Source organism: Streptococcus sciuri (assembly GCF_024814375.1).
Classification (GTDB): domain Bacteria; phylum Bacillota; class Bacilli; order Lactobacillales; family Streptococcaceae; genus Streptococcus; species Streptococcus sciuri.
This window is the reverse complement of sequence record NZ_JANUXX010000007.1, coordinates 58,647-80,864: the sequence shown is the minus strand read 5'-3', so window position 1 is coordinate 80,864 and position 22,218 is coordinate 58,647. Positions and strand designations below refer to the sequence as shown.

Sequence of the window (22,218 nt, the reverse complement as noted above, 5' to 3'; positions counted from 1 at the left end):
TAACTCAGATTTTTATAATCGTTTTCTTTTTATATGAAAGGCTGTCATTCGGTATCGTCATCTGTGGTCAAATCGGTTGAGTCACTTTCTTCTTGATTATAGGTATTATAAGTATTCGTATTCGTGTAAGTTTGCGTTGTGGTAGCTGTTGATACTGCTTGTTTGATAGGGTCTAGCTCTGCTTGTAAATTTGCTTTAGCAGTCGCATCACTGACCTTGTCAATGGCTACTTGAGCATTTGCGACACTATCTTTGGTACGTAGACTATCTGCAGTTGTGATAGCAAGATTTGCCGAGATAACATTAAGTTCTTCTTGCAATTGTGCTTTTTTAGTGTTATCACTCACCTTATCAATCTCAGCTTGAAGAGATGTGATACCATCTTGTGTTGGTTGAGCTTTGAGATTTATCAAACTCTGTTCAATGCTAGTAGTGTCTTCGCTAGAAGAGTTAGAAGTAGTAGTGCTAGATTGACTAGTTGCTTGATGGCTAATCTTCTCAGACTTATTACCTGTATCTCTAAAGATGAAAAAGGCTGCTCCTAAAAAGAGGACTAACAGAAGACTCAAAATAAAGAAGAGAAATTCACTCTTTGACTGTTTCATGGGAACTCCTTAAAAAGTATTCCTCTTTATTATACTCTTAAATGGATTAAAAGAAAAGATAAAATGAAGAACAAATAAATCTAAATAGGAATGAACGGTCTGTGTTGAGAGGAAAATGTATTGACGCAATGTCTAAAAAAAGCTAAACTTGGTAATAAAGGGAGGTCACTATGATGAAAATGTATACTCTAAATAATGGAAAAACGATACCTGCTATTGGTTTTGGAACCTTTAAAGCAAGGGATGGAGAAGAAGCTTATAAATCGACTTTATCTGCTCTTCAAGCAGGTTATCGCCATATTGATACGGCAGCTATCTATGGTAATGAGGAAAGCGTTGGACGTGCCATCAAGGACTCAGGTCTGGAACGTGACGAACTTTTTATCACCACAAAACTATGGAATACAGCTCATACTAAGCAAGAGGCACATCAAGCGTTGAATGCGTCTTTGTCTAAATTAGGTCTTGACTATGTTGATTTGTATTTAGTTCATTGGCCAAATCCTAAATCTCTGCGTGATGGATCATGGAAACGGCGTAATGCTGATATTTGGAAAGCTCTTGAAGAAGAAGTGGCGCTTGGGCGTGTGCGCTCAATTGGTGTTAGTAACTTTATGGTGCATCACTTAGAAGCATTATTTGAAACAGCTACTATTGTTCCTGCAGTTAATCAAATCCGTCTAGCACCTGGTGTTTTACAAGAAGAAGTAGTATCTTTTTGTAAAGATAAAAAGATTTTATTAGAAGCATGGGGACCTTTTGGTCAGGGTGAACTCTTTAGTCATCCAACGGCTAAAAGATTGGCTGAAAACTATCAGGTTACTGTCGCTCAGCTAGCACTTGCTTGGAGTTTAGCACATGGTTTTTTACCATTGCCGAAGTCTGTAACACCTGAGCGTATCGTGTCTAATTTAGAAGTGCCACAAGTTGCGCTAAGTTTTGAGGATATGCAAGCGCTTGATACGCTTTCTGGTGTTTCAGGGGCAGCTGATCCAGATAAAGTTGATTTTTAAATATTTGTAAGTATGGACAAAATTCATTATTTTTGCTACAATAAATTCGTGAAAAGAGAAAATGACGCTTGATATTTTCTTTAGCGAGCTTGGAGTTGGTGTGAGCCAAGTAGAATTTTGCGTGATTGGCGCTCTTTTGCTATGTTTTATAAACCAATGAAGCTATAAATTAGGGTGGAACCGCGTACCAACGCCCCTATGTTTACATAGGAGTGTGGCGGTTCTTTTTGTTTATCGCTCATATTAGGTTGATAGGAGGATACAGACTAAGATGTCTCAAAAATTAACTTTCCAAGAAATTATTCTGACGCTCCAACAATATTGGAATGATCAGGGGTGCATGCTAATGCAGGCTTATGATAATGAAAAAGGGGCGGGAACGATGAGTCCCTATACTTTCTTGCGTGCTATAGGTCCTGAACCATGGAATGCTGCTTATGTAGAGCCTAGTCGTCGACCTGCAGATGGACGTTATGGGGAAAATCCAAACCGTCTCTACCAACATCACCAGTTCCAAGTGGTTATGAAACCAAGTCCAAGTAATATTCAAGAACTCTATCTCAAGTCCTTAGAGCTTTTGGGAATTAATCCCCTTGAACACGATATTCGCTTTGTTGAGGATAACTGGGAAAACCCATCTACAGGATCGGCAGGTCTAGGTTGGGAGGTATGGTTAGACGGTATGGAAATCACACAGTTTACTTACTTCCAACAAGTTGGCGGGCTTCCCACCCAGCCAGTCACTGCAGAAGTAACCTACGGTTTGGAACGTTTGGCATCTTATATCCAAGAGGTGGATTCTGTTTATGATATCGAGTGGGCTTCTGGTGTTAAGTATGGCGAAATCTTTAAACAACCGGAATATGAACACTCCAAATATAGTTTTGAAGTGTCTAATCAAGCCATGTTGCTTGAAAATTTTGACAAGTTTGAAGCTGAAGCCAAGCGTGCGTTAGAAGAACATTTAGTTCATCCTGCTTATGACTATGTGCTGAAGTGTTCACATACCTTTAATCTTCTTGATGCACGTGGTGCTGTTTCTGTAACTGAACGTGCAGGCTATATTGCTCGTATTCGTAATTTAGCCCGTGTTGTAGCGAAGACTTTTGTTGCTGAGCGTAAGCGTCTAGGTTATCCACTTCTTGACGAAGAGACACGTCGCCAGTTATTAGGAAAAGAGGACTAAGAAAGGAGATATCATGACCCATAATTTACTTGTCGAACTAGGACTAGAAGAGATGCCAGCTTACGTAGTAACATCTGCAATGGAACAACTTGGAGAAAGGATGAGGGCATATCTAACTGAGAATCGTCTTACTTTTGATCATATTGAGGTATTTTCAACACCACGTCGCTTAGCCGTGAGAGTCAAAGGCTTGTCTGATAAACAGTCTGACTTAGAGGAAGATTTCAAAGGTCCTGCTAAGAAAATCGCTCTTGATAGCGATGGCAATTTTACTAAGGCAGCTGAAGGATTTGTACGTGGTAAGGGATTAACTGTTGCAGACATTACATTTCGTAAAGTAAAAGGCGAAGAGTATGTTTATGTGACAAAGCACGAAGAAGGAAAATCAGCTCGTTCTGTTCTTGATAATGTCACTAGTGTCCTAAAGAATCTGAGCTTTCCTGTTAATATGCACTGGGCAAACAATACCTTTGAGTATATCCGTCCTGTTCATACCTTGATTGTTCTTCTTGATAATGAGGCTCTCTCCCTTGATTTTCTGGATATTAAATCAGGACGTACGAGTCGAGGACATCGTTTTTTAGGAACAGAAGTAGAGATTTCTTCGGCGGATTCTTATGAAGAGGATCTACGTCATGCTTTTGTTATCGCAGATAGCAAGGAACGTAAAGCCATGATTATCTCACAAATTGAGGCGATAGAAAAAGAACATGATGTAACTGTTGAGATTGATGATGACTTACTTGATGAGGTTCTCAATCTAGTGGAGTATCCAACGGCATTTATGGGTTCTTTTGATGAAAAATACTTAGCTGTTCCAGAGGAAGTTTTAGTGACTTCTATGAAGAATCATCAACGTTACTTTGTTGTGCGTGACAAGTCAGGCAAACTCCTCCCAAACTTTATCTCTGTGCGTAATGGTGATAGTAACTTTCTTGATAATGTCATCAAAGGAAATGAAAAAGTGTTGGTTGCAAGGTTAGAAGATGGCGCTTTCTTCTGGCATGAAGACCAAAAATTGCTCATTTCAGACTTGGTTGAAAAACTCAAGCACGTTACTTTTCATGAAAAAATCGGTTCTTTGTTTGCTCACATGGAGCGCACCAAGGTAATAGCTGACTATCTGGCTGAAAAAGCAGGCTTGACAGCTGATGAAAAAGAGGCTGTCTTGCGTGCAGCATCTATCTACAAGTTTGATTTATTAACTGGTATGGTGGGCGAATTTGATGAGTTGCAAGGAATTATGGGTGAGAAATATGCTGTTCTTGCTGGTGAGTCTGAAATGGTTGCGACTGCTATTCGTGAGCATTACCTACCAAATTCAGCAGACGGTGCACTTCCTGAGACTAAGGTTGGTGCAATTTTATCTATTGCTGATAAGCTTGATACAGTGTTGTCATTCTTTTCTGTTGGTCTTATTCCAAGTGGTTCGAATGACCCTTATGCTCTACGTCGTGCGACACAAGGCATTGTTCGCATTTTGGATGCCTTTGGCTGGGATATTCCACTGGATGAGTTGATAACAGATTTGTATACCCTTAGCTTTGAGAGCCTAGAGTATGCTCATAAAGATCAAGTGATGGACTTTGTAGTAGCTCGCATTGAAAAAATGATGGATAGTAACATCGCAAAAGACATCAGAGAAGCGACGTTAGCCTCATCTACTTATATTGTGGGAGCGATGTTAGCAGCTAGTCAAGCACTTGCTAAAAAGAGTAATACATCTGACTATAAGGCGGCTGTTGAGAGTCTCTCACGTGTCTTTAACCTAGCTGAAAAAGCAGAGAACAGTGGTTTAGTTGATCCTAGCTTGTTTGAAAACGATGAAGAAAAAGCTTTGTATGATGCTGTCAATAGTTTAGATCTATCAAATGAGATGACAGAAAATTTAGATAAACTTTTTGCACTTAGCCCAGTCATTGATGCTTTCTTTGACAATACAATGGTCATGGCAGAAGAGGAATCTCTTAAAAACAACCGCTTAGCACTGCTTTCCAGTCTTGTGGCAAAAGCTAGTCAAATTGCAGCCTTTAATAAACTCAATACAAAGTAAACGTTAAAGGAGAATATTATGGATGCCAATAAAATCGCTCGTATTAACGAGCTTGCTAAAAAGAAAAAAGAAGAGGGATTAACATCTGAAGAGAAAATAGAACAAGCCAATCTTCGTAAAGAATACATTGAAGGCTATCGTCGAGCTGTTCGCCATCACATTGAAGGCATCAAGATAGTAGACGAAAAAGGAAATGATATCACTCCTGAAAAGTTACGTCAAATTCAGCGTGAAAAAGGTCTGCATGGACGCAGTTTAGATGATCCAAATTCCTAGAAGAAGCTCTTGCCTTGGCAAGAGCTTTTGTGTCACTGTAGTATTGTTTAGAAGCGCTTGACAATGCTTTCAAAGAAGAGTACAATCGTAACAAGGAGATTGTATTTATTTTATAGAACAAACAAATACTTGTTTAGTAGAAATTAGAGGAGGGGAGATATGATAAGGTTTGAGCATGTTTCGAAATTGTACGATGAAAAGGAGGCTCTTAGTGATCTCAACCTCACTATCAATGATGGTGAAATTTTTGGATTGATAGGACACAATGGCGCCGGAAAGACAACGACTATTAGTATTTTGACATCCATTATCGATGCAACCTATGGTGAGGTTTATGTGGATGATTTGTTATTATCTGAGCATAGAGATGACATTAAGCGTAAGATAGGCTATGTACCTGATTCTCCCGATATTTTCTTAAATCTGACAGCGCAGGAGTATTGGCAGTTTTTAGCGGCAGTTTACGATGTTCCTAGCAGCCAAGCAAAAGAACGCATTGACCAGTTGGTCACTCTTTTTGAGCTCGATGAGCAACGTTATGGCGTCATTGACAGCTTTTCACATGGAATGCGTCAAAAAGTTATTGTTATTGGAGCTTTAGTCTCAAATCCTGATATTTGGGTTTTAGATGAACCCTTAATCGGACTTGATCCACAAGCCTCTTATGATTTAAAAGAAATGATGAAAACGCACGCAAAAGAAGGTAACAGCGTCATCTTTTCAACACACGTTTTAGCGGTGGCTGAGCAGCTTTGCCACCGTATTGGCATTCTAAAAAAAGGGAAACTCATCTATGTTGGTAGCATCGAGGAGCTAAAGAATCGCTACTCAAACAAAGATTTGGAGACGATTTATCTGGAGCTAGCTGGTAGAAAAGCACAAGAAGATTAAAGGGTTAGGAGGTTATTATGAAATGGTCAATGATTTGGGAGTTAGTCAAGGTCAATATCCTCTACTCTAATAGTGCCTACTTGGCTAATATTCGTAAAAGGCAGAAGAAAAAACAAAAAGCACGCTTTTCAGTCGCTAAAGAGATGATAAGAAATCAAGTCTTTTTCATGTTGATGATGACGATTTTCTTTAGTTGTTTTTTGTTGATGGCAGATTACAAGCACTACCCTTATTTACTAGGGCATCAAATAGTGATATTAGTAGTACTGGCTTTTCTGACATCTTTTTCAGCTATGTATAGTGTTTTTTATGAGAGCGATGATACAAAAAACTATGTTCCCCTGCCTATAAAACCAACAGAATTGTTTGTAGCGAAGGTGCTTGCTTCTCTGGGTCTAAGTTTAGTGTACTTGTTACCTATTCTAATCCTTTTTTGCTTTGCTTATTGGCAAATGACATCTCGTTTTTGGTTTATCTTGCTAGGTATTCTAAACTTTTTTGTTTTATCTGTGACAGTCCTTAGTCTGTCTCTGCTTGCGACAAGTCTCATAGGTCGATATATTGTTCGTAGTCGTCATAAAAAATTTATCTCAACAATTCTGACGTCTATTGTTAGTTTTGGGAGCATTATTTTGCTACTCTATATCAATGGGACGAATGCACAGGTAACAGATGGGAATGGTCTTGCTCATATGATTCCTCTACCTTATTTTAGAGGCTTTGTAGATATTGTGCTTGCACCGTTGTCTAGCGAGAGTTTACTCAACTATTGGTTTGCTATTGGTTTGACGGTACTGCTCATCGTTGTACTTGTAACGATTGTCATGCCGAATTACTATAGAGATACGCTCTATGCTCAAGTTTCCCCTAGCAAAAAACAGCCTAAAGAGAAGGTAAGAAAAACAAGCTCGCATCATCAGATGATACGTCATCATCTCTCTACTTTAAATCATGGGTCTTTACTTGTGCAAACTTATAGCGTACCTTTTATTATGATATTTTCTTCTTTTGGGGGAATTCTTAGATTTAGCAAATCTTTTAGCAGTGATTACTTTGGGGTTGCTTTTCTAGTGGGTGTGATGCTAGGGTTCTTATTGACACAGATAACGTCTATCTTAGGTGTTGGTTTGTCTTTAGAAAAAGGTAACTACACATACCTTAGAACTTTACCGTTTTCTTTTAAGGGATTTATCAAACAAAAATTTTGGGTCTTGTATGGTGTTCAAGTTTTGCCTGTGACTCTTCTTCTCTTTTTAGTAGCCTTTATTCTTAGAATGTCTCCTATTTTATTTGTGAGTTTAGTTTTGGGTATATTGTCCTCCTCTTTATTACAGGGGCAACTGATTTACCGCAATGACTACCGCCATCTCAGTCTCAACTGGCAAAATGTCAATCAGCTCTTTAGTCGTGGCAATAGTCAACTGTTGACTGCTTTCTTCTTTTTTAGTGAGCTTATCCTAGGAATAGTCTTGATTATACTTGCTTTTGCTGTATCAGTAAATACTAGCCCAATTGTCACTAGTAGTGTCATTCTTATTATGTCAACTATCTTGATGCTTGTTCTGCAGCTTTTCATTAACCATATCTTTTGGAAAAAAGTAAACTAGTCAAAAATGCCTAGATAATCTCATCTAGGTTTTTTGCTTGCTTTGTGTTATAATTTTGAATATGAAACGTAACTTTGAGAGTATAAAACGATTAGTCATAAAGGTAGGAACAAGTACCTTAATTTTGCCAAATGGTAAAATCAACTTAGAGAGTATTGACGGTTTAGCCTTCGTTATCTCCACTTTGATGAACCGAGGTTTAGAGGTCATTTTGGTTTCGTCTGGTGCTATGGGTTTTGGTTTAAATGTCCTTGATAAAGAGAAACGTCCAAAAGAAATTGATCAACAGCAAGCTATCTCAAGTGTTGGACAGGTAGCTATGATGAGCCTGTATACGCAGATGTTTAACCATTATAGCACAACAGTGTCACAGGTATTGTTGACCCGTGATGTGGTCGAATATCCCAAAAGTCTGAAAAATGTAACCAATTCTATTGAAAGTTTGCTAAAGATGGGGATACTGCCGATTATCAATGAAAATGATGCTATAAGTGTAGATGAGATGGATCACCAAACGAAGTTTGGTGATAATGATCGCCTTTCTGCTATTGTAGCAAGTTTTACACAGGCGGACTTGTTGATTATGTTGTCAGATGTTGATGGGCTCTATGATAAAAATCCCACAATTTATGAAGATGCTGTTCTGCGTAGTCATGTATCAGAGATTACAGATGATATTTTGAGATCGGCAGGCGGTGCTGGTAGTAAATTTGGCACAGGCGGTATGCGTAGTAAGCTCAAAAGTGCGCAGATGATGTTTGATGTGGGGGGACAAATGCTTTTGATGAATGGTAAAGATCCTAGAAAAATGTTGACAGCAATCTCAGGAGAGAATATTGGAACCTATTTTGCCAGTGAGGTGACAGCAGATGACGATTATTGATACGCTAGGGCAGCAAGCCAAAACAGCCAGTCGTGACTTAGCAGAATTGAGTACAAGTACAAAAAATCAGGTACTTTATCAAGTGGCAAAGGACTTGCTTGAAAACACAGATTACATCTTATCTGAAAATGCTTATGATGTCAGCAATGCGCAGAGTAACGGTGTTTCAGAGATTATGATTGACCGCTTATTATTAACATCTGAACGTTTAAAAACGATGGCTAAAGGACTTTGTCAAGTAGCGGATTTAGCAGATCCTATCGGTCAAGTGGTACGTGGTTATACCAATAGGGATGGACTTAAGATTGTTCAAAAGCGTGTGCCTCTTGGCGTTGTTGCTATGATTTTTGAAAGTAGACCAAACGTTTCCATTGATGCCTTTAGTCTAGCCTTTAAGACTGGCAATGCTATTATTTTACGTGGCGGACGTGACGCTATCTACTCGAACAAAGCTCTGGTTAATGTAGTTCAAAAGAGTTTGGTTCATCAAGGTATAACACCAAATGCGGTGCAACTTATCGAAGATACTAGCTATAGTTTAGCTAAAGAACTTATGCAGGCTGTGGATTATATTGATGTTCTCATCCCTCGAGGTGGGCAAAAGCTTATCCAGACGGTCAAGGAAACCTCCAAAGTACCTGTGATTGAAACAGGTGTCGGTAACGTCCACATCTATGTAGATGAATATGCAGATCTCGAGATGGCTACACGTATTGTCATCAATGCAAAAACACAGCGTCCAAGTGTCTGCAATGCTTGTGAAAGCTTAGTAGTGCATCGGAGTGTCGCAAAGGCTTTTCTTCCTCGTTTAGAAGAGTCTATCCAGAATATTCATGTTGTAGAGTTTCGGGCGGATAAAGAAGCTAGTCGTTATCTCACAAATGCTGTTTTAGCAAGTGATGAGGACTATGCTACAGAGTTTTTAGATTATATCCTATCAGTAAAGGTTGTTGATGATTTAGAAGCTGCGATTGACTGGGTTAATCACTATAGTAGTCATCATTCAGAAGCAATTGTCACCACTAATATCAATCACGCTGAACGTTTTCAAGAGGCAATCGATGCAGCGGCGGTCTATGTCAATGCTTCTACACGCTTTACAGATGGTTATGTCTTTGGTTTAGGAGCTGAGATAGGTATCTCTACTCAGAAGATGCATGCTAGAGGACCAATGGGACTAGAAGCGCTGACCAGCACGAAGTTCTATATCAATGGTTCTGGTCAGATAAGAGAATAAGCGAAAAGGCAATTTTACAAGTTGATAACAGTAAAATCGCTTTTGCGTTTATCCTTTGAGTAAATTATGGTAAAATAAAGGTTATGACTAACGAGTTTAAACACGTTACTGTTTTATTGCATGAGACGATTGATATGTTAGATATCAAACCAGATGGTATCTATGTAGATGCTACTCTTGGTGGTGCTGGACATAGTCGCTATCTTTTATCCAAATTAAGTGATAAGGGGCATCTCTATGCTTTTGATCAGGATCAAAAAGCTATTAGCAATGCTCACCGCTACCTAGCAGACTATATTCAAAAAGGACAGGTTACTTTTATCAAAGCAAATTTTCGTTATTTGAGAGAAGAGCTTGCTAAGCATGGTGTAACGAAGATTGATGGTATCTTATATGATTTAGGAGTGTCTAGTCCGCAATTAGATGAGAGAGAGCGTGGTTTTTCCTACAAGCAGGATGCACCTCTTGATATGCGAATGAACCGTGAGCAGTCTTTGACGGCTTATGATGTAGTCAATAGCTATGATTACCATGATTTGGTGCGTATCTTTTTTAGATATGGTGAGGATAAGTTTTCTAAGCAGATTGCTAGAAAAATTGAGTCTTATCGTCAGCTAAAGCCTATTGAGACCACAACAGAATTGGCGAATATTATTAAATCAGCTAAACCTAATCGTGAACTCAAGAAAAAAGGACACCCTGCCAAACAGATTTTTCAGGCAATTCGTATTGAGGTCAATGACGAGCTTGGCTCAGCAGATGAGTCTATACAGTCTGCCATTGATTTACTAGCGGTGGATGGTCGTATCTCTGTGATTACTTTTCATTCGTTAGAAGATCGATTAACCAAGCAACTCTTGAAAGAAGCTTCGGAGTCGCATGCGCCTAAGGGCTTGCCTTTTGTCCCAGAAGAGATGCAACCAAAACTAAAGCTTATCAATCGTAAGCCAATATTACCAAGTGATGAGGAGATAAGAACCAATAACCGTGCGCATTCTGCAAAGTTGCGTGTGGCACAAAAAGTTCGTGACTGATAAATGATATGATGAGAGATGATACTAAAGAAAAAGATATGCTGAGTTTGCAGCACCGTATTCGTAAATTTTCCCGTATTGAAAAAGCATTTTACGCAAGCATCATCCTGACAGCTATTATTATGGCGGTAGGAATTATTTTCTTACAAAGCCGTAATCTTCAGCAAAGGCAGGAAATATCGCATTTAAATAGTCAGATTACGCAAAAACAAACGGAGTATGATGATGTAAAGCAAGAGGTCAATGAACTTATGACAAGAGAACGAGTGACCGAAATTGCTAAGAAAGCAGGTTTGTCCAATAAAACTGGAAATATTCAAAAGGTGGATTAGACAATGAAAGGTAATCGCTTTTTAAGGTATGTGACTAAGGATAGAAAAAGCCCAAGGGAAAATAGAGAGCGCGTAGGGCAGAATCTTATGATTTTAGCCATCGCTCTATTTTTCATTTTTGTCGTAAATTTTATTGTCATTGTTGGAACAGATCGAAAATTTGGACAAAAATTATCTGTAGAAGCTAAGAACGTTTATCAAACAACCGTTAAAGTGCAAGCAAAGCGTGGAACTATCTATGATCGTGATGGGAACGCTATTGCTGAAGATGCCACCACCTACACCATATATGCTATTATCTCAAAAAGCTATAAGGATAGTAATGGGAAAAAACTCTATGTTCAGCCTTCTCAGTACAAAACAGTTGCAACTATTTTGAATGAACAGCTAGGTATAGAGAAAAAAGAGGTTCTAAAGCAGCTCAAACAAAAGAAGCTCTTCCAAGTATTTTTTGGAGTAAAGGGCAAGGGGATTTCTTATACAACTATGACTGCTATTGAAGAGTCAATGAAAAAAGCTAATGTTAGTGGGATTGGTTTTGAGACAAGCCCTGGGAGAACTTACCCAAACGGTATATTTGCCTCACAATTTGTTGGTTATGCTCAGCTTGAAGATGATACATCAGGTAGTCAGCTTGTTGGGAAAACAGGCTTAGAAGCATCATTTAATACCACGCTTTCAGGAACTGATGGTTACATTACTTATGAAAAAGACAGCAACGGTAATACTCTGCTAGGATCAGTGGTCAAATCAGAGCCGGCTATCAATGGTAAAGACATCTATACGACCCTATCAGAACCGTTACAGACTCTACTTGAGGGGCAACTAGATGCTTTTCAAAGTCAGGTCAATGCAAAAAATATCACTGCGACACTGGTAAATGCCAAAACAGGAGAAATCCTAGCCACTGCACAACGTCCAACTTATAATCCAACAGATCCTCAAACTTATAATGACCTTTCAAACAAAAACGACCTCCTCTATCAAACTTACTTTGAACCGGGATCGACCATGAAGGTTATGACCCTAGCATCTGCTATTGATAGCGGTGTCTTTAACACAACTGAATACTATTACAGTAATAAATATGAGGTGGGAGATGTGACGGTTCGTGACTGGGATGTCAATGAGGGAAGGACAGATGGTTTATATATGAACTTTGTCCAAGGTTTTGCGCATTCTAGTAATGTTGGGATGTCTATTTTAGAGGGAAAAATGGGAGATAACACTTGGTTTAGTTATCTTTCAAAATTCCGCTTTGGCTATCCAACTCGCTTTGGTATGTTAAACGAAGACGGCGGTTTATTTCCTAGCTTGACGCGTGTTAATGGTACCATGACTTCCTTTGGTCAAGCGATAGGGGTGACACGAGTGCAAATGATTAGAGCTTTTTTAGCCATCTCAAATGATGGTGTTATGCTTGAGCCACGGTTTATCCGCAACATTCATGATCCTAATACAGACACAAATAGAACTGCAACAACTGAAGTTGTCGGAAAGCCCGTCTCTAAAAATGCAGCCAGTCAGACACGTGATTACATGGTGACTGTCGGAACAGACGCTACTTATGGAACACTTGTCTCAAAAGGTCAACCAATCATCCAAGCAGGCAATCAAACTATTGCTGTTAAGTCTGGTACAGCTCAAATTGCTGAAAATGGCTCCTATTTGACAGGTCCCAACGATACGATTAACTCTGTTATTGCGATGGTTCCATCTGATAATCCTGATTTTCTGATGTATGTTACTCTCCAACAACCAAAGAGTTGGTTTGGAACAGAATGGTCTACTCTTGTAAATCCTGTACTTGAGCAAGCCCTAGCTATGAAAGATACCCTGACGACTTCGACCGTCAAGCAAGATAAATCTACTAAGTATACCTTACCAAATATTATTGGTAAAAATCCTGGGGATACTGCTGTAGTGCTACGTCAAAATATCGTTCAACCTGTTATCCTAGGCAATGGTAGCAAGATAAGTAAAAGTTCAAAAGCAACAGGTCGCAACCTTTCAGAAAATGAGCAAATCTTACTCTTAACAGATAAATTAACAGAGTTGCCAGATATGTACGGTTGGACCAAGAAAAATGTCAAGATATTTGCTAAGTGGACAGGTATTGATCTTACCGTTAAAGGTAAGAAGTCAGGAACTGTCATCAAGCAGAGTGTTGAATCGGGTAAGAGTATCAAAAAAGTGAAAAAATTAACAATAACATTAGGAGACTAACATGACAATCAGTTTATTGGCAGGTGTAATTGCATTTATCCTAACTATTTTTGCTATGCCAAGGTTTATCCGCTATTACCAATTAAAAAAAATTGGTGGCCAACAGATGCATGAAGATGTTAAGCAACACTTAGCAAAAGCAGGAACACCAACGATGGGGGGGACAGTCTTTTTAGTTGTTGCTATTATGGTAGGATTTGTCTCTAGCTTATTTGACAAAATGCCTCTGGGAGCAGTGCTTGGTATTTTACTCGTCGTTTTAATCTACGGTATTATTGGCTTTTTAGATGATTTTTTGAAGATTTTCAAGCAAATTAACGAAGGGCTTACACCATGGCAAAAGATGAGCTTACAGATTATTGCTGGTCTTCTTTTCTACTTCATTCATGTACGTCCAAGTGGAACAGATGCTATCAACATCTTTGGATACCATCTGCATTTAGGAATTTTTTACCTACTCTTTGTTCTTTTTTGGGTTGTAGGTTTTTCCAATGCGGTGAATCTAACAGATGGTATTGATGGTCTAGCTTCAATTTCCGTTGCTATCAGCTTGACTGCTTATGCTGTGATTGCTATTATGCAAAAACAATTTGATATTTTAATTATCATTGTGACTATGATTGGGGCTTTATTAGGTTTCTTTGTTTTTAACCACAAGCCAGCCAAAGTTTTTATGGGAGATGTTGGTAGCTTAGCGTTAGGTGCGATGTTGGCTGCCATTTCCATAGCCCTGCGCCAAGAGTGGACATTGCTTTTCATTGGTTTTGTATATGTCTTTGAGACACTATCTGTTATACTACAAGTAGCCTACTTCAAATACACTAAGAAAAGGACAGGAGAGGGCAAGCGTATCTTTAGAATGACGCCCTTTCACCATCACTTAGAGTTAGGTGGCTTAACAGGACAGGGGTCAACTTGGAGTGAGTGGAAAGTAGATGCTCTCTTGTGGGGCGTTGGTATTATCATGTCTGTATTCACCCTTGCTATCCTCTATTTATAAGGCGCTAGACTGAGATTTTCTCGGTCTTTTGCTTTTCGAGTGAAAATCATGCTATAATAAGAAAAACGAAAACAAAGAGAGAAAATATGACTTTTAAAGATTTTAATTTTAAACCTTATATTCAAGCTGCCCTTGATGAGTTGCATTTTACACATCCAACGGATGTCCAAAAAAAGTTAATTCCAGCCATTCGTTCAGGGCGCGATTTGGTTGGTGAATCAAAGACCGGTTCGGGAAAGACTCATACTTTTTTGCTTCCGATTTTTGAAAAGTTGGACGAGACAAAAGCAGAAACACAGGTAGTTATCACAGCACCCAGTCGTGAGCTTTCTGTGCAAATTTACCAAGCAACAAAACAAATCGCAAATCACTCCGAAGAGACGATTCGCATTGGGCACTATGTGGGTGGTACGGACAAAAAGCGTCAGATTGAGAAGCTTAAAACGAGCCAGCCACATATTGTTATTGGTACACCTGGGCGTATCTATGATTTAGTAGCTTCTGGTGACCTTGCTATCCACAAGGCACATACCTTTGTTGTGGATGAGGCAGATATGACCCTAGATATGGGCTTTTTAAGAACCGTGGATAAGATTGCAGCTCGTCTGCCAAAGACCGTTCAGATTTTAGTTTTTTCGGCAACTATTCCACAAAAACTGCAGCCTTTCTTAAAAAAATACTTGACTAATCCTATCATGGAAACTATAAAGACTGAGACAGTTATTGCAGATACCATTGATAACTGGTTGATTTCCACTAAAGGACAAGACAATAATGTCCAAATTTTAACTATTTCCAAAATGCTTCAACCTTTTCTTGCGATGATTTTTGTCAATACAAAGGAACGTGCGGATGAACTTCATGCCTATCTGTCAAGCAATGGGCTTAAGGTAGCTAAAATTCACGGTGGGATTTCTCCACGTGAGCGTAAGCGTATGATGCAACACATCAAACAGTTGGAGTATGAATATATTGTTGCGACAGATCTTGCTGCGCGTGGCATTGATATTGAGGGTGTTAGCCACGTTATCAACGATAGCATTCCTCAAGATTTGTCTTTTTTCGTACATCGTGTAGGACGTACCGGACGCAACGGTCTTTCTGGTATCGCCATCACACTTTATCAACCAAGTGATGACTCTGATATTCGTGAGTTGGAAAAAATGGGCATTCACTTTGTTCCAAAAATCATCAAAAACGGAGAATTTCAAGATACCTATGACCGTGATCGTAGAGCTAATCGTGAAAAATCGTATCAGAAATTGGATACTGAGATGATTGGTCTGGTCAAAAAGAAAAAGAAAAAAATCAAACCAGGCTATAAGAAGAAAATCCAGTGGAAAGTGGATGAAAAGCGTCGCAAAGAACGTCGTATTGCAAATCGTGCCAAAGGACGCGCAGAACGTAAAGCCAAGCGTCAAAGTTTTTAGGTGAATGGAGCACCTCAAACAGAGGTGCTTTTGTGATAGTTTTTTCTTATGACTTGATAAAAAAGCAGTATTAGTCAATCTTGCCAAATGGTGTTACACTAATCTTACATCACATTTAAGCAGAAAGGACTCGTATTTTATGAAATCTATTATCAAGACTTTTTTTCTTGCTTTAGCTGTTTTGCTAGTTGGAGTGATTTCTAGTGTTGCTCATGCTGAGAGCAAAGAGAGCATTACCGTAGCAACGGACTCCGATACCGCTCCTTTTACTTACAAAAAAGGGAATGCTTTTAAAGGCTATGATGTTGGGGTAGTTAAGGCTATCTTCAAAGGATCTAAGTACAAGGTTAATTTTAAGACAGTTTCTTTTGATAGTATCGCTGTGGGTGTGGATGCAGGTAAATATGATATTGGTGCAAATGACTACAACTACAATGAGGAACGTGCGAAAAGGTATCTTTTCTCAGCTGCTATCTCACGTTCAAATTATGCTATCATATCTGCTAAAGGGAAAGCTTATACCTCTCTAAGTCAGCTATCAGGTAAAACAACAGAAACTATCTCAGGGGTTAATTATGCACAGATTTTAGAAAATTGGAACGCAAAGCATCCTAATAAAGCACCGATTGCAATCAACTATGTCGAAGGGACAACGGGTATCTCTAGTCGTTTGAAAGATATCGAAACGGGTAAGATTGATTTTGTCTTGTATGACTCTATTTCCTCACATTACATCGTTAAAGATCAAGGTATGGACTTGACCATTTCGCCTGTCAAGGACAAAGTTGAGAAATCAACGGAAGGTCTAGAATATTTACTACTTCCTAAAAATGATAAGGGAAAAACACTCAAAGCCTTTATTGATAAGCGTGTCAAGAAGTTGAAAAAAGACGGTACTCTAGCAAAGCTTAGTCAAACTTACTTTGGTGGAGATTATGTGTCAGATATTGATTAACTCTTATCAAAAAGCTATCACTGTGATAGCTTTTTCTTATCACGGAATGAAGTTTAAATCATTTACAAAATCGCTTGTGTGGTGTTACAATGGTAAAATAGAAAAATGGTAGAAAAGGAAACAGCAGATGAATTTAGTCTTAGCATCATGGTCTTGGTATAATCGCTTAATGGATTACATTCCCTCTGGGCAAACATTTAGTCTACGTGCCGTTTTTAACGGTATTCCAGAGATTTTGAGTCGCTTGCCTATTACTCTTAGTTTAACTTTTTTTGGTGCGTTATTTGGCTTAGTTTTAGCACTTTTGTTTGCTGTTGTCAAAATCAATAAAACCAAGATTATCTATCCTATCCAAGCTGTCTTTGTTAGCTTTTTGCGTGGAACTCCCATTTTGGTGCAATTGATGTTGACTTACTACGGTATTCCACTTTTTCTGAATTATCTCAACAAGCGTTACGGTTTTAACTGGAATGTTAATGCTATTCCTGCAGAGATTTTCTCCATTGCAGCATTTGCTTTTAATGAAGCTGCCTATACTAGTGAAACTTTGCGTGCTGCTATTCAGGCGGTTGATAATGGTGAGATTGAAGCGGCTAAGAGTCTTGGAATGACAACAGTTCAGATTTATCGCCGTGTCATTATTCCAAATGCTGCGGTTATTGCAACACCAACCTTGATTAACAGTTTGATTGGTCTAACCAAGGGAACGTCTCTTGCCTTTAATGCAGGAATTGTCGAAATGTTTGCTGAAGCAAAGATTTTAGGTGGTTCAGACTACCGCTATTTTGAACGTTTTATTTCAGTAGCTCTTGTCTATTGGGTGATTAGCATCATCATAGAGCAAATCGGTAATTTCGTTGAGCGTCGTATGGCAATAAAGACACCTGACACCATCAATAGTATTACGACAGGAGGAGAACGCTGATGATTACGATTGAACATTTATCAAAATCTTTTTCGGGCAATGAAGTGTTAGATGATTTGAGTCTGACGATTGAGCAGGGTGAGGTTGTTGCTTTGATTGGAGCTTCGGGTGCAGGAAAATCAACTTTTCTACGCAGTCTCAATTATCTTGAAGAACCAGACTTAGGAACCATCACTATTGATAACTTTAAAGTGAATTTACAAACCATTACTAAGGAACAGATTTTAACCCTTAGGAAAAAACTAGCGATGGTTTTTCAACAATTTAATCTCTTTGAGCGTCGTACAGCTCTTGATAACGTAAAGGAAGGCCTAAAGGTTGTCAAAAAAATATCTGATCAAGAAGCTACATCTCTTGCCAAGAAAGAGTTGGCAAAAGTTGGACTATCAGATCGTGAAAATCACTATCCACGACATCTCTCAGGAGGGCAAAAACAGCGCGTGGCTCTTGCACGTGCTCTAGCCATGAAACCAGATGTGCTTTTATTGGATGAGCCAACATCAGCGCTTGATCCTGAACTTGTCGGAGAGGTGGAAAAATCTATTGCTGATGCGGCTAAACAAGGACAGACCATGATACTTGTCAGTCATGATATGAGTTTTGTGTATCAGGTGGCAGACAAGGTTCTCTTTTTAGAAAACGGACGTATTCTTGAACAAGGTACACCAGAACAACTCTTTAAGCATCCCAAAAAGGAACGCACAAAAGAATTTTTTGCAAATTATACTAAAACCTATGTTTAAAGTGAGACTTTTGTTATAATGAAAAGAGCAGTTCTCATTTAGATAAAAGTGAGATAAGCACATTAAACAAGTCTTAGAAGTTATGTTTATAGCGAGGTTGAGACTTGGTTTCAACCTTTTTTAATATAATAGTCTAAAAGTAAGAGGATTTGATATGTTTTTTCAAATGGTTCAATTTTATGGGTCTGGCTTGCTAGTGGCTTTTGTACTGATTTTGATAGTTAGTGGGATCTGGCTTTTGTGGCGCATATCTAAACGTAAGGATAAGACTACCAAAGAACGTCAGGCATTTTTATATGATTTGATGATGATTACGTTGATTACTGTACCTATACTTGCCTTTGCGTTTACTACGCTAATCGTTATGCTAAGAGCATGAGTTTTTTGACCTTTGGTGATGACTATGTAGGTCACAACAGTAGTCATAATTTATGTTATTAATCAGTTAAGGAGAATATGTGATGTATGACACGTTGATTATTGGCTCAGGACCAGCAGGGATGACAGCGGCTCTCTATGCTGCGAGATCTAATCTTAAGGTCGGTATTATCGAACAGGGGGCTCCTGGTGGTCAAATGAACAACACCTCTGAGATTGAAAATTATCCAGGGTATGATCATATCTCAGGACCAGAACTTTCTATGAAGATGTACGAACCTCTTGAAAAATTTAATATTGACAACATTTACGGTATCGTCCAAAAAGTAGAAGATTGTGGTGAGATGAAGCGAGTTATTACTGAGGATAGTACCTATGAGGCAAAAACTATCATCCTTGCGACCGGTGCTAAATACCGCCTTTTAGGTGTTTCTGGTGAACAAGAATACATGAGTCGTGGCGTTTCTTATTGTGCAGTTTGTGATGGTGCTTTTTTTAGAGAACAGAATTTGCTTGTTGTCGGTGGTGGAGATTCTGCGGTAGAAGAAGCTATTTATCTGACACAGTTTGCCAAGTCTGTCACCATTATTCATCGACGTGATGAATTACGTGCGCAAAAGATTATCCAAGATAGAGCTTTTTCGAACTCTAAAATTCATTTTATTTGGGATTCTGTTGTTAAGGAAATCAAAGGTGATGAGACGAAAGTGAGCGGAGTTCTTGTAGAAAATACCAAAACAGGTGAGCTATCTGAGCATGCATTTGCTGGTATTTTCATCTATGTCGGTATGAATCCTGTCTCATATATGGTAGAGGAACTTGGTATCACAGATGAGAGTGGATGGGTCATCACAGATACAGATATGACAACCAGCATTCCTGGAGTTTTTGCCATTGGAGATGTTAGAAAGAAAAATCTTCGTCAGATTGCAACAGCCGTTGGTGAAGGGGCTATCGCAGGACAGGGGGTTTACCAATACATCACGGAACACTAAAAGATAAATAAGATCTGAGGTATTTAAATCTCAGTTATCCATTTTAGAAATATTCTAAAAATAACGATGTTTTTATCTTATTTTTAAAAGATACTATATACAGACTAATGATGAAAGAGGAAGGAACCATCTGGAGGAAAAATAGAGATGTTTCAAGATGATAGTTTAACCTTGCACACAGATCTTTATCAGATTAATATGATGCAGGTTTACTTTGAACAAGGTATTCATGATAAAAATGCAGTTTTTGAGGTTTATTTCCGCAAAGAGCCATTCAAAAATGGTTATGCTATTTTTGCAGGTTTGGAGCGTATTGTTAGGTATTTGGAAACCCTTAAATTTTCTGAGAGTGACTTATCTTATCTAGAGACGCTAGGTTATGGCGAAGCCTTTCTAGATTATCTCCGACACTTAACGATGACTTTGTCTGTGCGTTCTGCCAAAGAAGGGGACTTGGTGTTTGCCAATGAGCCTATTGTTCAAATTGAAGGTCCACTAGCCCAGTGTCAGCTGGTCGAGACTGCTATTTTAAATATTATCAACTTTCAAACTCTTGTGGCGACAAAAGCAGCTCGTATCCGATCAGTGATTGATGATGAGCCACTCTTAGAGTTTGGAACGCGCCGTGCGCAGGAGATGGACGCTGCTATTTGGGGTACACGAGCCGCTGTCATTGGTGGTGCTAACGCAACTTCTAATGTTCGTGCAGGTAAGCTTTTTGGAATTCCTGTTTCTGGTACACATGCTCATGCGCTTGTCCAAGCTTATGGCAATGATTACGAAGCGTTTAAAGCTTATGCTAAAACGCATAGAGACTGCGTTTTTCTTGTTGACACATTTGATACTTTGCGAAGCGGTGTACCGACTGCTATTCGTGTGGCTAAGGAGTTAGGGGATAGCATTAACTTTTTAGGTGTTCGTTTGGACTCAGGAGACTTAGCTTATTTGTCTAAAAAAGTTCGTCAGCAGTTAGATGAAGCAGGATTTCCTGATGCTAAGATTTATGCTTCTAATGATCTTGATGAAAATACTATCTTAAACTTGAAAATGCAAAAAGCTAAGATAGATGTTTGGGGTGTTGGAACAAAACTAATCACAGCTTATGACCAGCCAGCACTTGGTGCTGTGTATAAGATTGTTTCTATCGAAGATGACAATGGACAAATGGTTGATCGTATCAAACTCTCCAATAATGCTGAAAAAGTTTCTACACCTGGGAAAAAGCAGGTTTGGCGTATTACGAGTCGAGAAAAAGGTAAATCAGAGGGGGACTACATTACTTTTGCAGATAGCGATGTAGAAAAACTTGATGAGATTGAGATGTTCCATCCCACGTACACTTACATCAATAAAACTGTACGCCATTTTGATGCTGTACCATTGCTAGTTGATATTTTCGATAAAGGAAAATTGATTTATACTCTTCCGAGTTTAGAAGAGATACAAGTCTACGCAAAAAAAGAGTTTGATAAGCTCTGGGATGAATACAAGCGTGTGCTCAATCCACAAGATTATCCTGTTGACTTAGCACGTGATGTTTGGCAACACAAGATGAATTTGATTGACCGTATCCGTCGTGAAACCTATGCTAAAGGAGAATTAAAATGACCTTACAAGAACAAATTATCAGTCAATTAGGCGTCAAATCTACTATCAATCCAGAAGAAGAAGTTAGGAAGTCTATTGATTTTTTAAAAGCTTATATGTTAAAACATCCTTTCTTAAAAACTTATGTCTTGGGGATTTCAGGAGGGCAAGATTCTAGCTTATCTGGTCGCCTTGCTCAGTTAGCAGTAGAGGAGTTGCGTGCAGAAACACAAAAAGACTATCAGTTTATCGCCATTCGTTTACCTTATGGTGTGCAGGCGGATGAAGATGATGCTCAAGCAGCACTGTCTTTTATTAAGCCTGATAAAATACTGACCATAAATATTAAAGAAGCAGTTGATGCAGAGGTTGTTGCACTACAAGAAGCAGGACTGAACATTTCAGACTTTAATAAAGGCAACATCAAGGCACGTCAACGTATGATTAGTCAGTATGCAGTAGCGGGTGAGACGTCTGGTGCTGTCATTGGAACAGACCATGCTGCTGAAAATGTAACAGGCTTTTTCACCAAATTTGGAGATGGAGGAGCTGACATTTTGCCTATTTTCCGTCTTAATAAACGACAAGGTAAGCAATTACTAGAGAGTTTAGGAGCGGATAAATCCTTGTATGAGAAAGTTCCGACAGCTGATCTTGAGGAAGAAAAACCAGGTATCGCTGATGAAATTGCACTTGGTGTGACTTATAATGAGATTGATGATTATCTAGAAGGCAAAAACATTTCCAAATCAGCTCAGAACATTATTGAAAATTGGTGGCGTAAAGGTGAACACAAACGTCATCTTCCGATTACTTTATTTGATGATTTTTGGAAAGCATGAGTCATTACTACTTGAAAAAA

At 38.8% G+C, this 22,218-nt stretch carries 21 protein-coding genes; 20 read left to right on the top strand and 1 reads right to left on the bottom strand.

Annotation, left to right across the window (positions count from 1 at the left end):
• Positions 1-44 precede the first annotated feature (44 nt).
• Complete coding sequence (locus NXS10_RS06640; protein ID WP_259139011.1) at positions 45-605, bottom strand: hypothetical protein; 561 nt, start codon at positions 603-605, stop codon at positions 45-47.
• A gap of 173 nt (positions 606-778) precedes the next feature.
• Here NXS10_RS06640 and NXS10_RS06635 point away from each other — a divergent pair, with 173 nt between their 5' ends.
• The 20 genes from NXS10_RS06635 to nadE all read left to right on the top strand — a co-directional run bounded on the left by NXS10_RS06635 (position 779) and on the right by nadE (position 22,198).
• Entirely contained in the window at positions 779-1,618 is an 840-nt protein-coding gene (locus tag NXS10_RS06635) for an aldo/keto reductase (protein WP_259139061.1), read from the top strand.
• Positions 1,619-1,889: 271 nt separating this feature from the next.
• The gene (gene glyQ / locus NXS10_RS06630; protein ID WP_259139010.1) at positions 1,890-2,804 is read left to right on the top strand and encodes a glycine--tRNA ligase subunit alpha; all 915 of its coding nucleotides are present in this window, start codon (positions 1,890-1,892) and stop codon (positions 2,802-2,804) included.
• A gap of 13 nt (positions 2,805-2,817) precedes the next feature.
• Positions 2,818-4,857 carry a glycine--tRNA ligase subunit beta gene (glyS, locus tag NXS10_RS06625; RefSeq protein WP_259139009.1) on the top strand — a complete coding sequence of 680 codons (2,040 nt, stop codon included), beginning with the start codon at positions 2,818-2,820 and terminating at the stop codon, positions 4,855-4,857.
• Between the two features lie 18 nt (positions 4,858-4,875).
• Positions 4,876-5,133: a DUF896 family protein gene (locus NXS10_RS06620; protein ID WP_259139008.1), complete on the top strand. Its 258-nt coding sequence runs from the start codon at positions 4,876-4,878 to the stop codon at positions 5,131-5,133.
• A 159-nt stretch (positions 5,134-5,292) separates the two neighbouring features.
• Positions 5,293-6,024 carry an ABC transporter ATP-binding protein gene (locus NXS10_RS06615; protein ID WP_259139007.1) on the top strand — a complete coding sequence of 244 codons (732 nt, stop codon included), beginning with the start codon at positions 5,293-5,295 and terminating at the stop codon, positions 6,022-6,024.
• 17 nt (positions 6,025-6,041) lie between these two features.
• Positions 6,042-7,631, top strand: coding sequence for a permease-like membrane multi-spanning protein (locus NXS10_RS06610; protein ID WP_259139006.1), 1,590 nt, complete (start codon positions 6,042-6,044; stop codon positions 7,629-7,631).
• A 61-nt stretch (positions 7,632-7,692) separates the two neighbouring features.
• Positions 7,693-8,514, top strand: coding sequence for a glutamate 5-kinase (gene proB / locus NXS10_RS06605; protein WP_259139005.1), 822 nt, complete (start codon positions 7,693-7,695; stop codon positions 8,512-8,514).
• Positions 8,501-9,751, top strand: coding sequence for a glutamate-5-semialdehyde dehydrogenase (locus NXS10_RS06600; RefSeq protein ID WP_259139004.1), 1,251 nt, complete (start codon positions 8,501-8,503; stop codon positions 9,749-9,751). The genes proB and NXS10_RS06600 overlap by 14 nt, the downstream gene beginning before the upstream one ends.
• An 83-nt stretch (positions 9,752-9,834) precedes the next feature.
• On the top strand, positions 9,835-10,785 hold the full coding sequence (gene rsmH, locus NXS10_RS06595; RefSeq protein WP_259139003.1) for a 16S rRNA (cytosine(1402)-N(4))-methyltransferase RsmH: 951 nt from the start codon (positions 9,835-9,837) through the stop codon (positions 10,783-10,785).
• Positions 10,786-10,793: 8 nt separating this feature from the next.
• A complete protein-coding gene (gene ftsL / locus NXS10_RS06590) occupies positions 10,794-11,117 on the top strand; it encodes a cell division protein FtsL (RefSeq protein ID WP_373318044.1) in 324 nt (107 codons plus the stop codon).
• A 3-nt stretch (positions 11,118-11,120) separates the two neighbouring features.
• Positions 11,121-13,343, top strand: coding sequence for a penicillin-binding protein PBP2X (pbp2x, locus tag NXS10_RS06585; RefSeq protein ID WP_259139002.1), 2,223 nt, complete (start codon positions 11,121-11,123; stop codon positions 13,341-13,343).
• A 1-nt stretch (position 13,344) separates the two neighbouring features.
• The gene (mraY, locus tag NXS10_RS06580) at positions 13,345-14,343 is read left to right on the top strand and encodes a phospho-N-acetylmuramoyl-pentapeptide-transferase (RefSeq protein ID WP_259139001.1); all 999 of its coding nucleotides are present in this window, start codon (positions 13,345-13,347) and stop codon (positions 14,341-14,343) included.
• Between the two features lie 86 nt (positions 14,344-14,429).
• Positions 14,430-15,773: a DEAD/DEAH box helicase gene (locus tag NXS10_RS06575; protein ID WP_259139000.1), complete on the top strand. Its 1,344-nt coding sequence runs from the start codon at positions 14,430-14,432 to the stop codon at positions 15,771-15,773.
• A gap of 139 nt (positions 15,774-15,912) precedes the next feature.
• On the top strand, positions 15,913-16,728 hold the full coding sequence (locus NXS10_RS06570; protein ID WP_259138999.1) for a transporter substrate-binding domain-containing protein: 816 nt from the start codon (positions 15,913-15,915) through the stop codon (positions 16,726-16,728).
• Between the two features lie 127 nt (positions 16,729-16,855).
• Positions 16,856-17,653 carry an amino acid ABC transporter permease gene (locus NXS10_RS06565; RefSeq protein ID WP_259138998.1) on the top strand — a complete coding sequence of 266 codons (798 nt, stop codon included), beginning with the start codon at positions 16,856-16,858 and terminating at the stop codon, positions 17,651-17,653.
• Positions 17,653-18,396 carry an amino acid ABC transporter ATP-binding protein gene (locus NXS10_RS06560; RefSeq protein ID WP_259138996.1) on the top strand — a complete coding sequence of 248 codons (744 nt, stop codon included), beginning with the start codon at positions 17,653-17,655 and terminating at the stop codon, positions 18,394-18,396. Before NXS10_RS06565 ends, NXS10_RS06560 begins: the two co-directional genes overlap by 1 nt.
• 154 nt (positions 18,397-18,550) lie before the next feature.
• On the top strand, positions 18,551-18,775 hold the full coding sequence (locus tag NXS10_RS06555) for a DUF4059 family protein (RefSeq protein WP_306345020.1): 225 nt from the start codon (positions 18,551-18,553) through the stop codon (positions 18,773-18,775).
• Positions 18,776-18,857: 82 nt separating this feature from the next.
• Positions 18,858-19,769, top strand: coding sequence for a thioredoxin-disulfide reductase (gene trxB / locus NXS10_RS06550; RefSeq protein ID WP_259139058.1), 912 nt, complete (start codon positions 18,858-18,860; stop codon positions 19,767-19,769).
• Between the two features lie 147 nt (positions 19,770-19,916).
• The gene (locus NXS10_RS06545; protein WP_259138994.1) at positions 19,917-21,377 is read left to right on the top strand and encodes a nicotinate phosphoribosyltransferase; all 1,461 of its coding nucleotides are present in this window, start codon (positions 19,917-19,919) and stop codon (positions 21,375-21,377) included.
• The gene (gene nadE, locus NXS10_RS06540; RefSeq protein ID WP_259138992.1) at positions 21,374-22,198 is read left to right on the top strand and encodes an NAD(+) synthase; all 825 of its coding nucleotides are present in this window, start codon (positions 21,374-21,376) and stop codon (positions 22,196-22,198) included. The genes NXS10_RS06545 and nadE overlap by 4 nt, the downstream gene beginning before the upstream one ends.
• Positions 22,199-22,218: the final 20 nt, after the last annotated feature.

Coding starts and splice junctions, on each gene's coding strand:
- NXS10_RS06640 (WP_259139011.1), bottom strand. CDS start 605: ATGAAACAGTCAAAGAGTGAATTTCTCTTCTTTATTTTGAGTCTTCTG.
- NXS10_RS06635 (WP_259139061.1), top strand. CDS start 779: ATGAAAATGTATACTCTAAATAATGGAAAAACGATACCTGCTATTGGT.
- glyQ (WP_259139010.1), top strand. CDS start 1,890: ATGTCTCAAAAATTAACTTTCCAAGAAATTATTCTGACGCTCCAACAA.
- glyS (WP_259139009.1), top strand. CDS start 2,818: ATGACCCATAATTTACTTGTCGAACTAGGACTAGAAGAGATGCCAGCT.
- NXS10_RS06620 (WP_259139008.1), top strand. CDS start 4,876: ATGGATGCCAATAAAATCGCTCGTATTAACGAGCTTGCTAAAAAGAAA.
- NXS10_RS06615 (WP_259139007.1), top strand. CDS start 5,293: ATGATAAGGTTTGAGCATGTTTCGAAATTGTACGATGAAAAGGAGGCT.
- NXS10_RS06610 (WP_259139006.1), top strand. CDS start 6,042: ATGAAATGGTCAATGATTTGGGAGTTAGTCAAGGTCAATATCCTCTAC.
- proB (WP_259139005.1), top strand. CDS start 7,693: ATGAAACGTAACTTTGAGAGTATAAAACGATTAGTCATAAAGGTAGGA.
- NXS10_RS06600 (WP_259139004.1), top strand. CDS start 8,501: ATGACGATTATTGATACGCTAGGGCAGCAAGCCAAAACAGCCAGTCGT.
- rsmH (WP_259139003.1), top strand. CDS start 9,835: ATGACTAACGAGTTTAAACACGTTACTGTTTTATTGCATGAGACGATT.
- ftsL (WP_373318044.1), top strand. CDS start 10,794: ATGATGAGAGATGATACTAAAGAAAAAGATATGCTGAGTTTGCAGCAC.
- pbp2x (WP_259139002.1), top strand. CDS start 11,121: ATGAAAGGTAATCGCTTTTTAAGGTATGTGACTAAGGATAGAAAAAGC.
- mraY (WP_259139001.1), top strand. CDS start 13,345: ATGACAATCAGTTTATTGGCAGGTGTAATTGCATTTATCCTAACTATT.
- NXS10_RS06575 (WP_259139000.1), top strand. CDS start 14,430: ATGACTTTTAAAGATTTTAATTTTAAACCTTATATTCAAGCTGCCCTT.
- NXS10_RS06570 (WP_259138999.1), top strand. CDS start 15,913: ATGAAATCTATTATCAAGACTTTTTTTCTTGCTTTAGCTGTTTTGCTA.
- NXS10_RS06565 (WP_259138998.1), top strand. CDS start 16,856: ATGAATTTAGTCTTAGCATCATGGTCTTGGTATAATCGCTTAATGGAT.
- NXS10_RS06560 (WP_259138996.1), top strand. CDS start 17,653: ATGATTACGATTGAACATTTATCAAAATCTTTTTCGGGCAATGAAGTG.
- NXS10_RS06555 (WP_306345020.1), top strand. CDS start 18,551: ATGTTTTTTCAAATGGTTCAATTTTATGGGTCTGGCTTGCTAGTGGCT.
- trxB (WP_259139058.1), top strand. CDS start 18,858: ATGTATGACACGTTGATTATTGGCTCAGGACCAGCAGGGATGACAGCG.
- NXS10_RS06545 (WP_259138994.1), top strand. CDS start 19,917: ATGTTTCAAGATGATAGTTTAACCTTGCACACAGATCTTTATCAGATT.
- nadE (WP_259138992.1), top strand. CDS start 21,374: ATGACCTTACAAGAACAAATTATCAGTCAATTAGGCGTCAAATCTACT.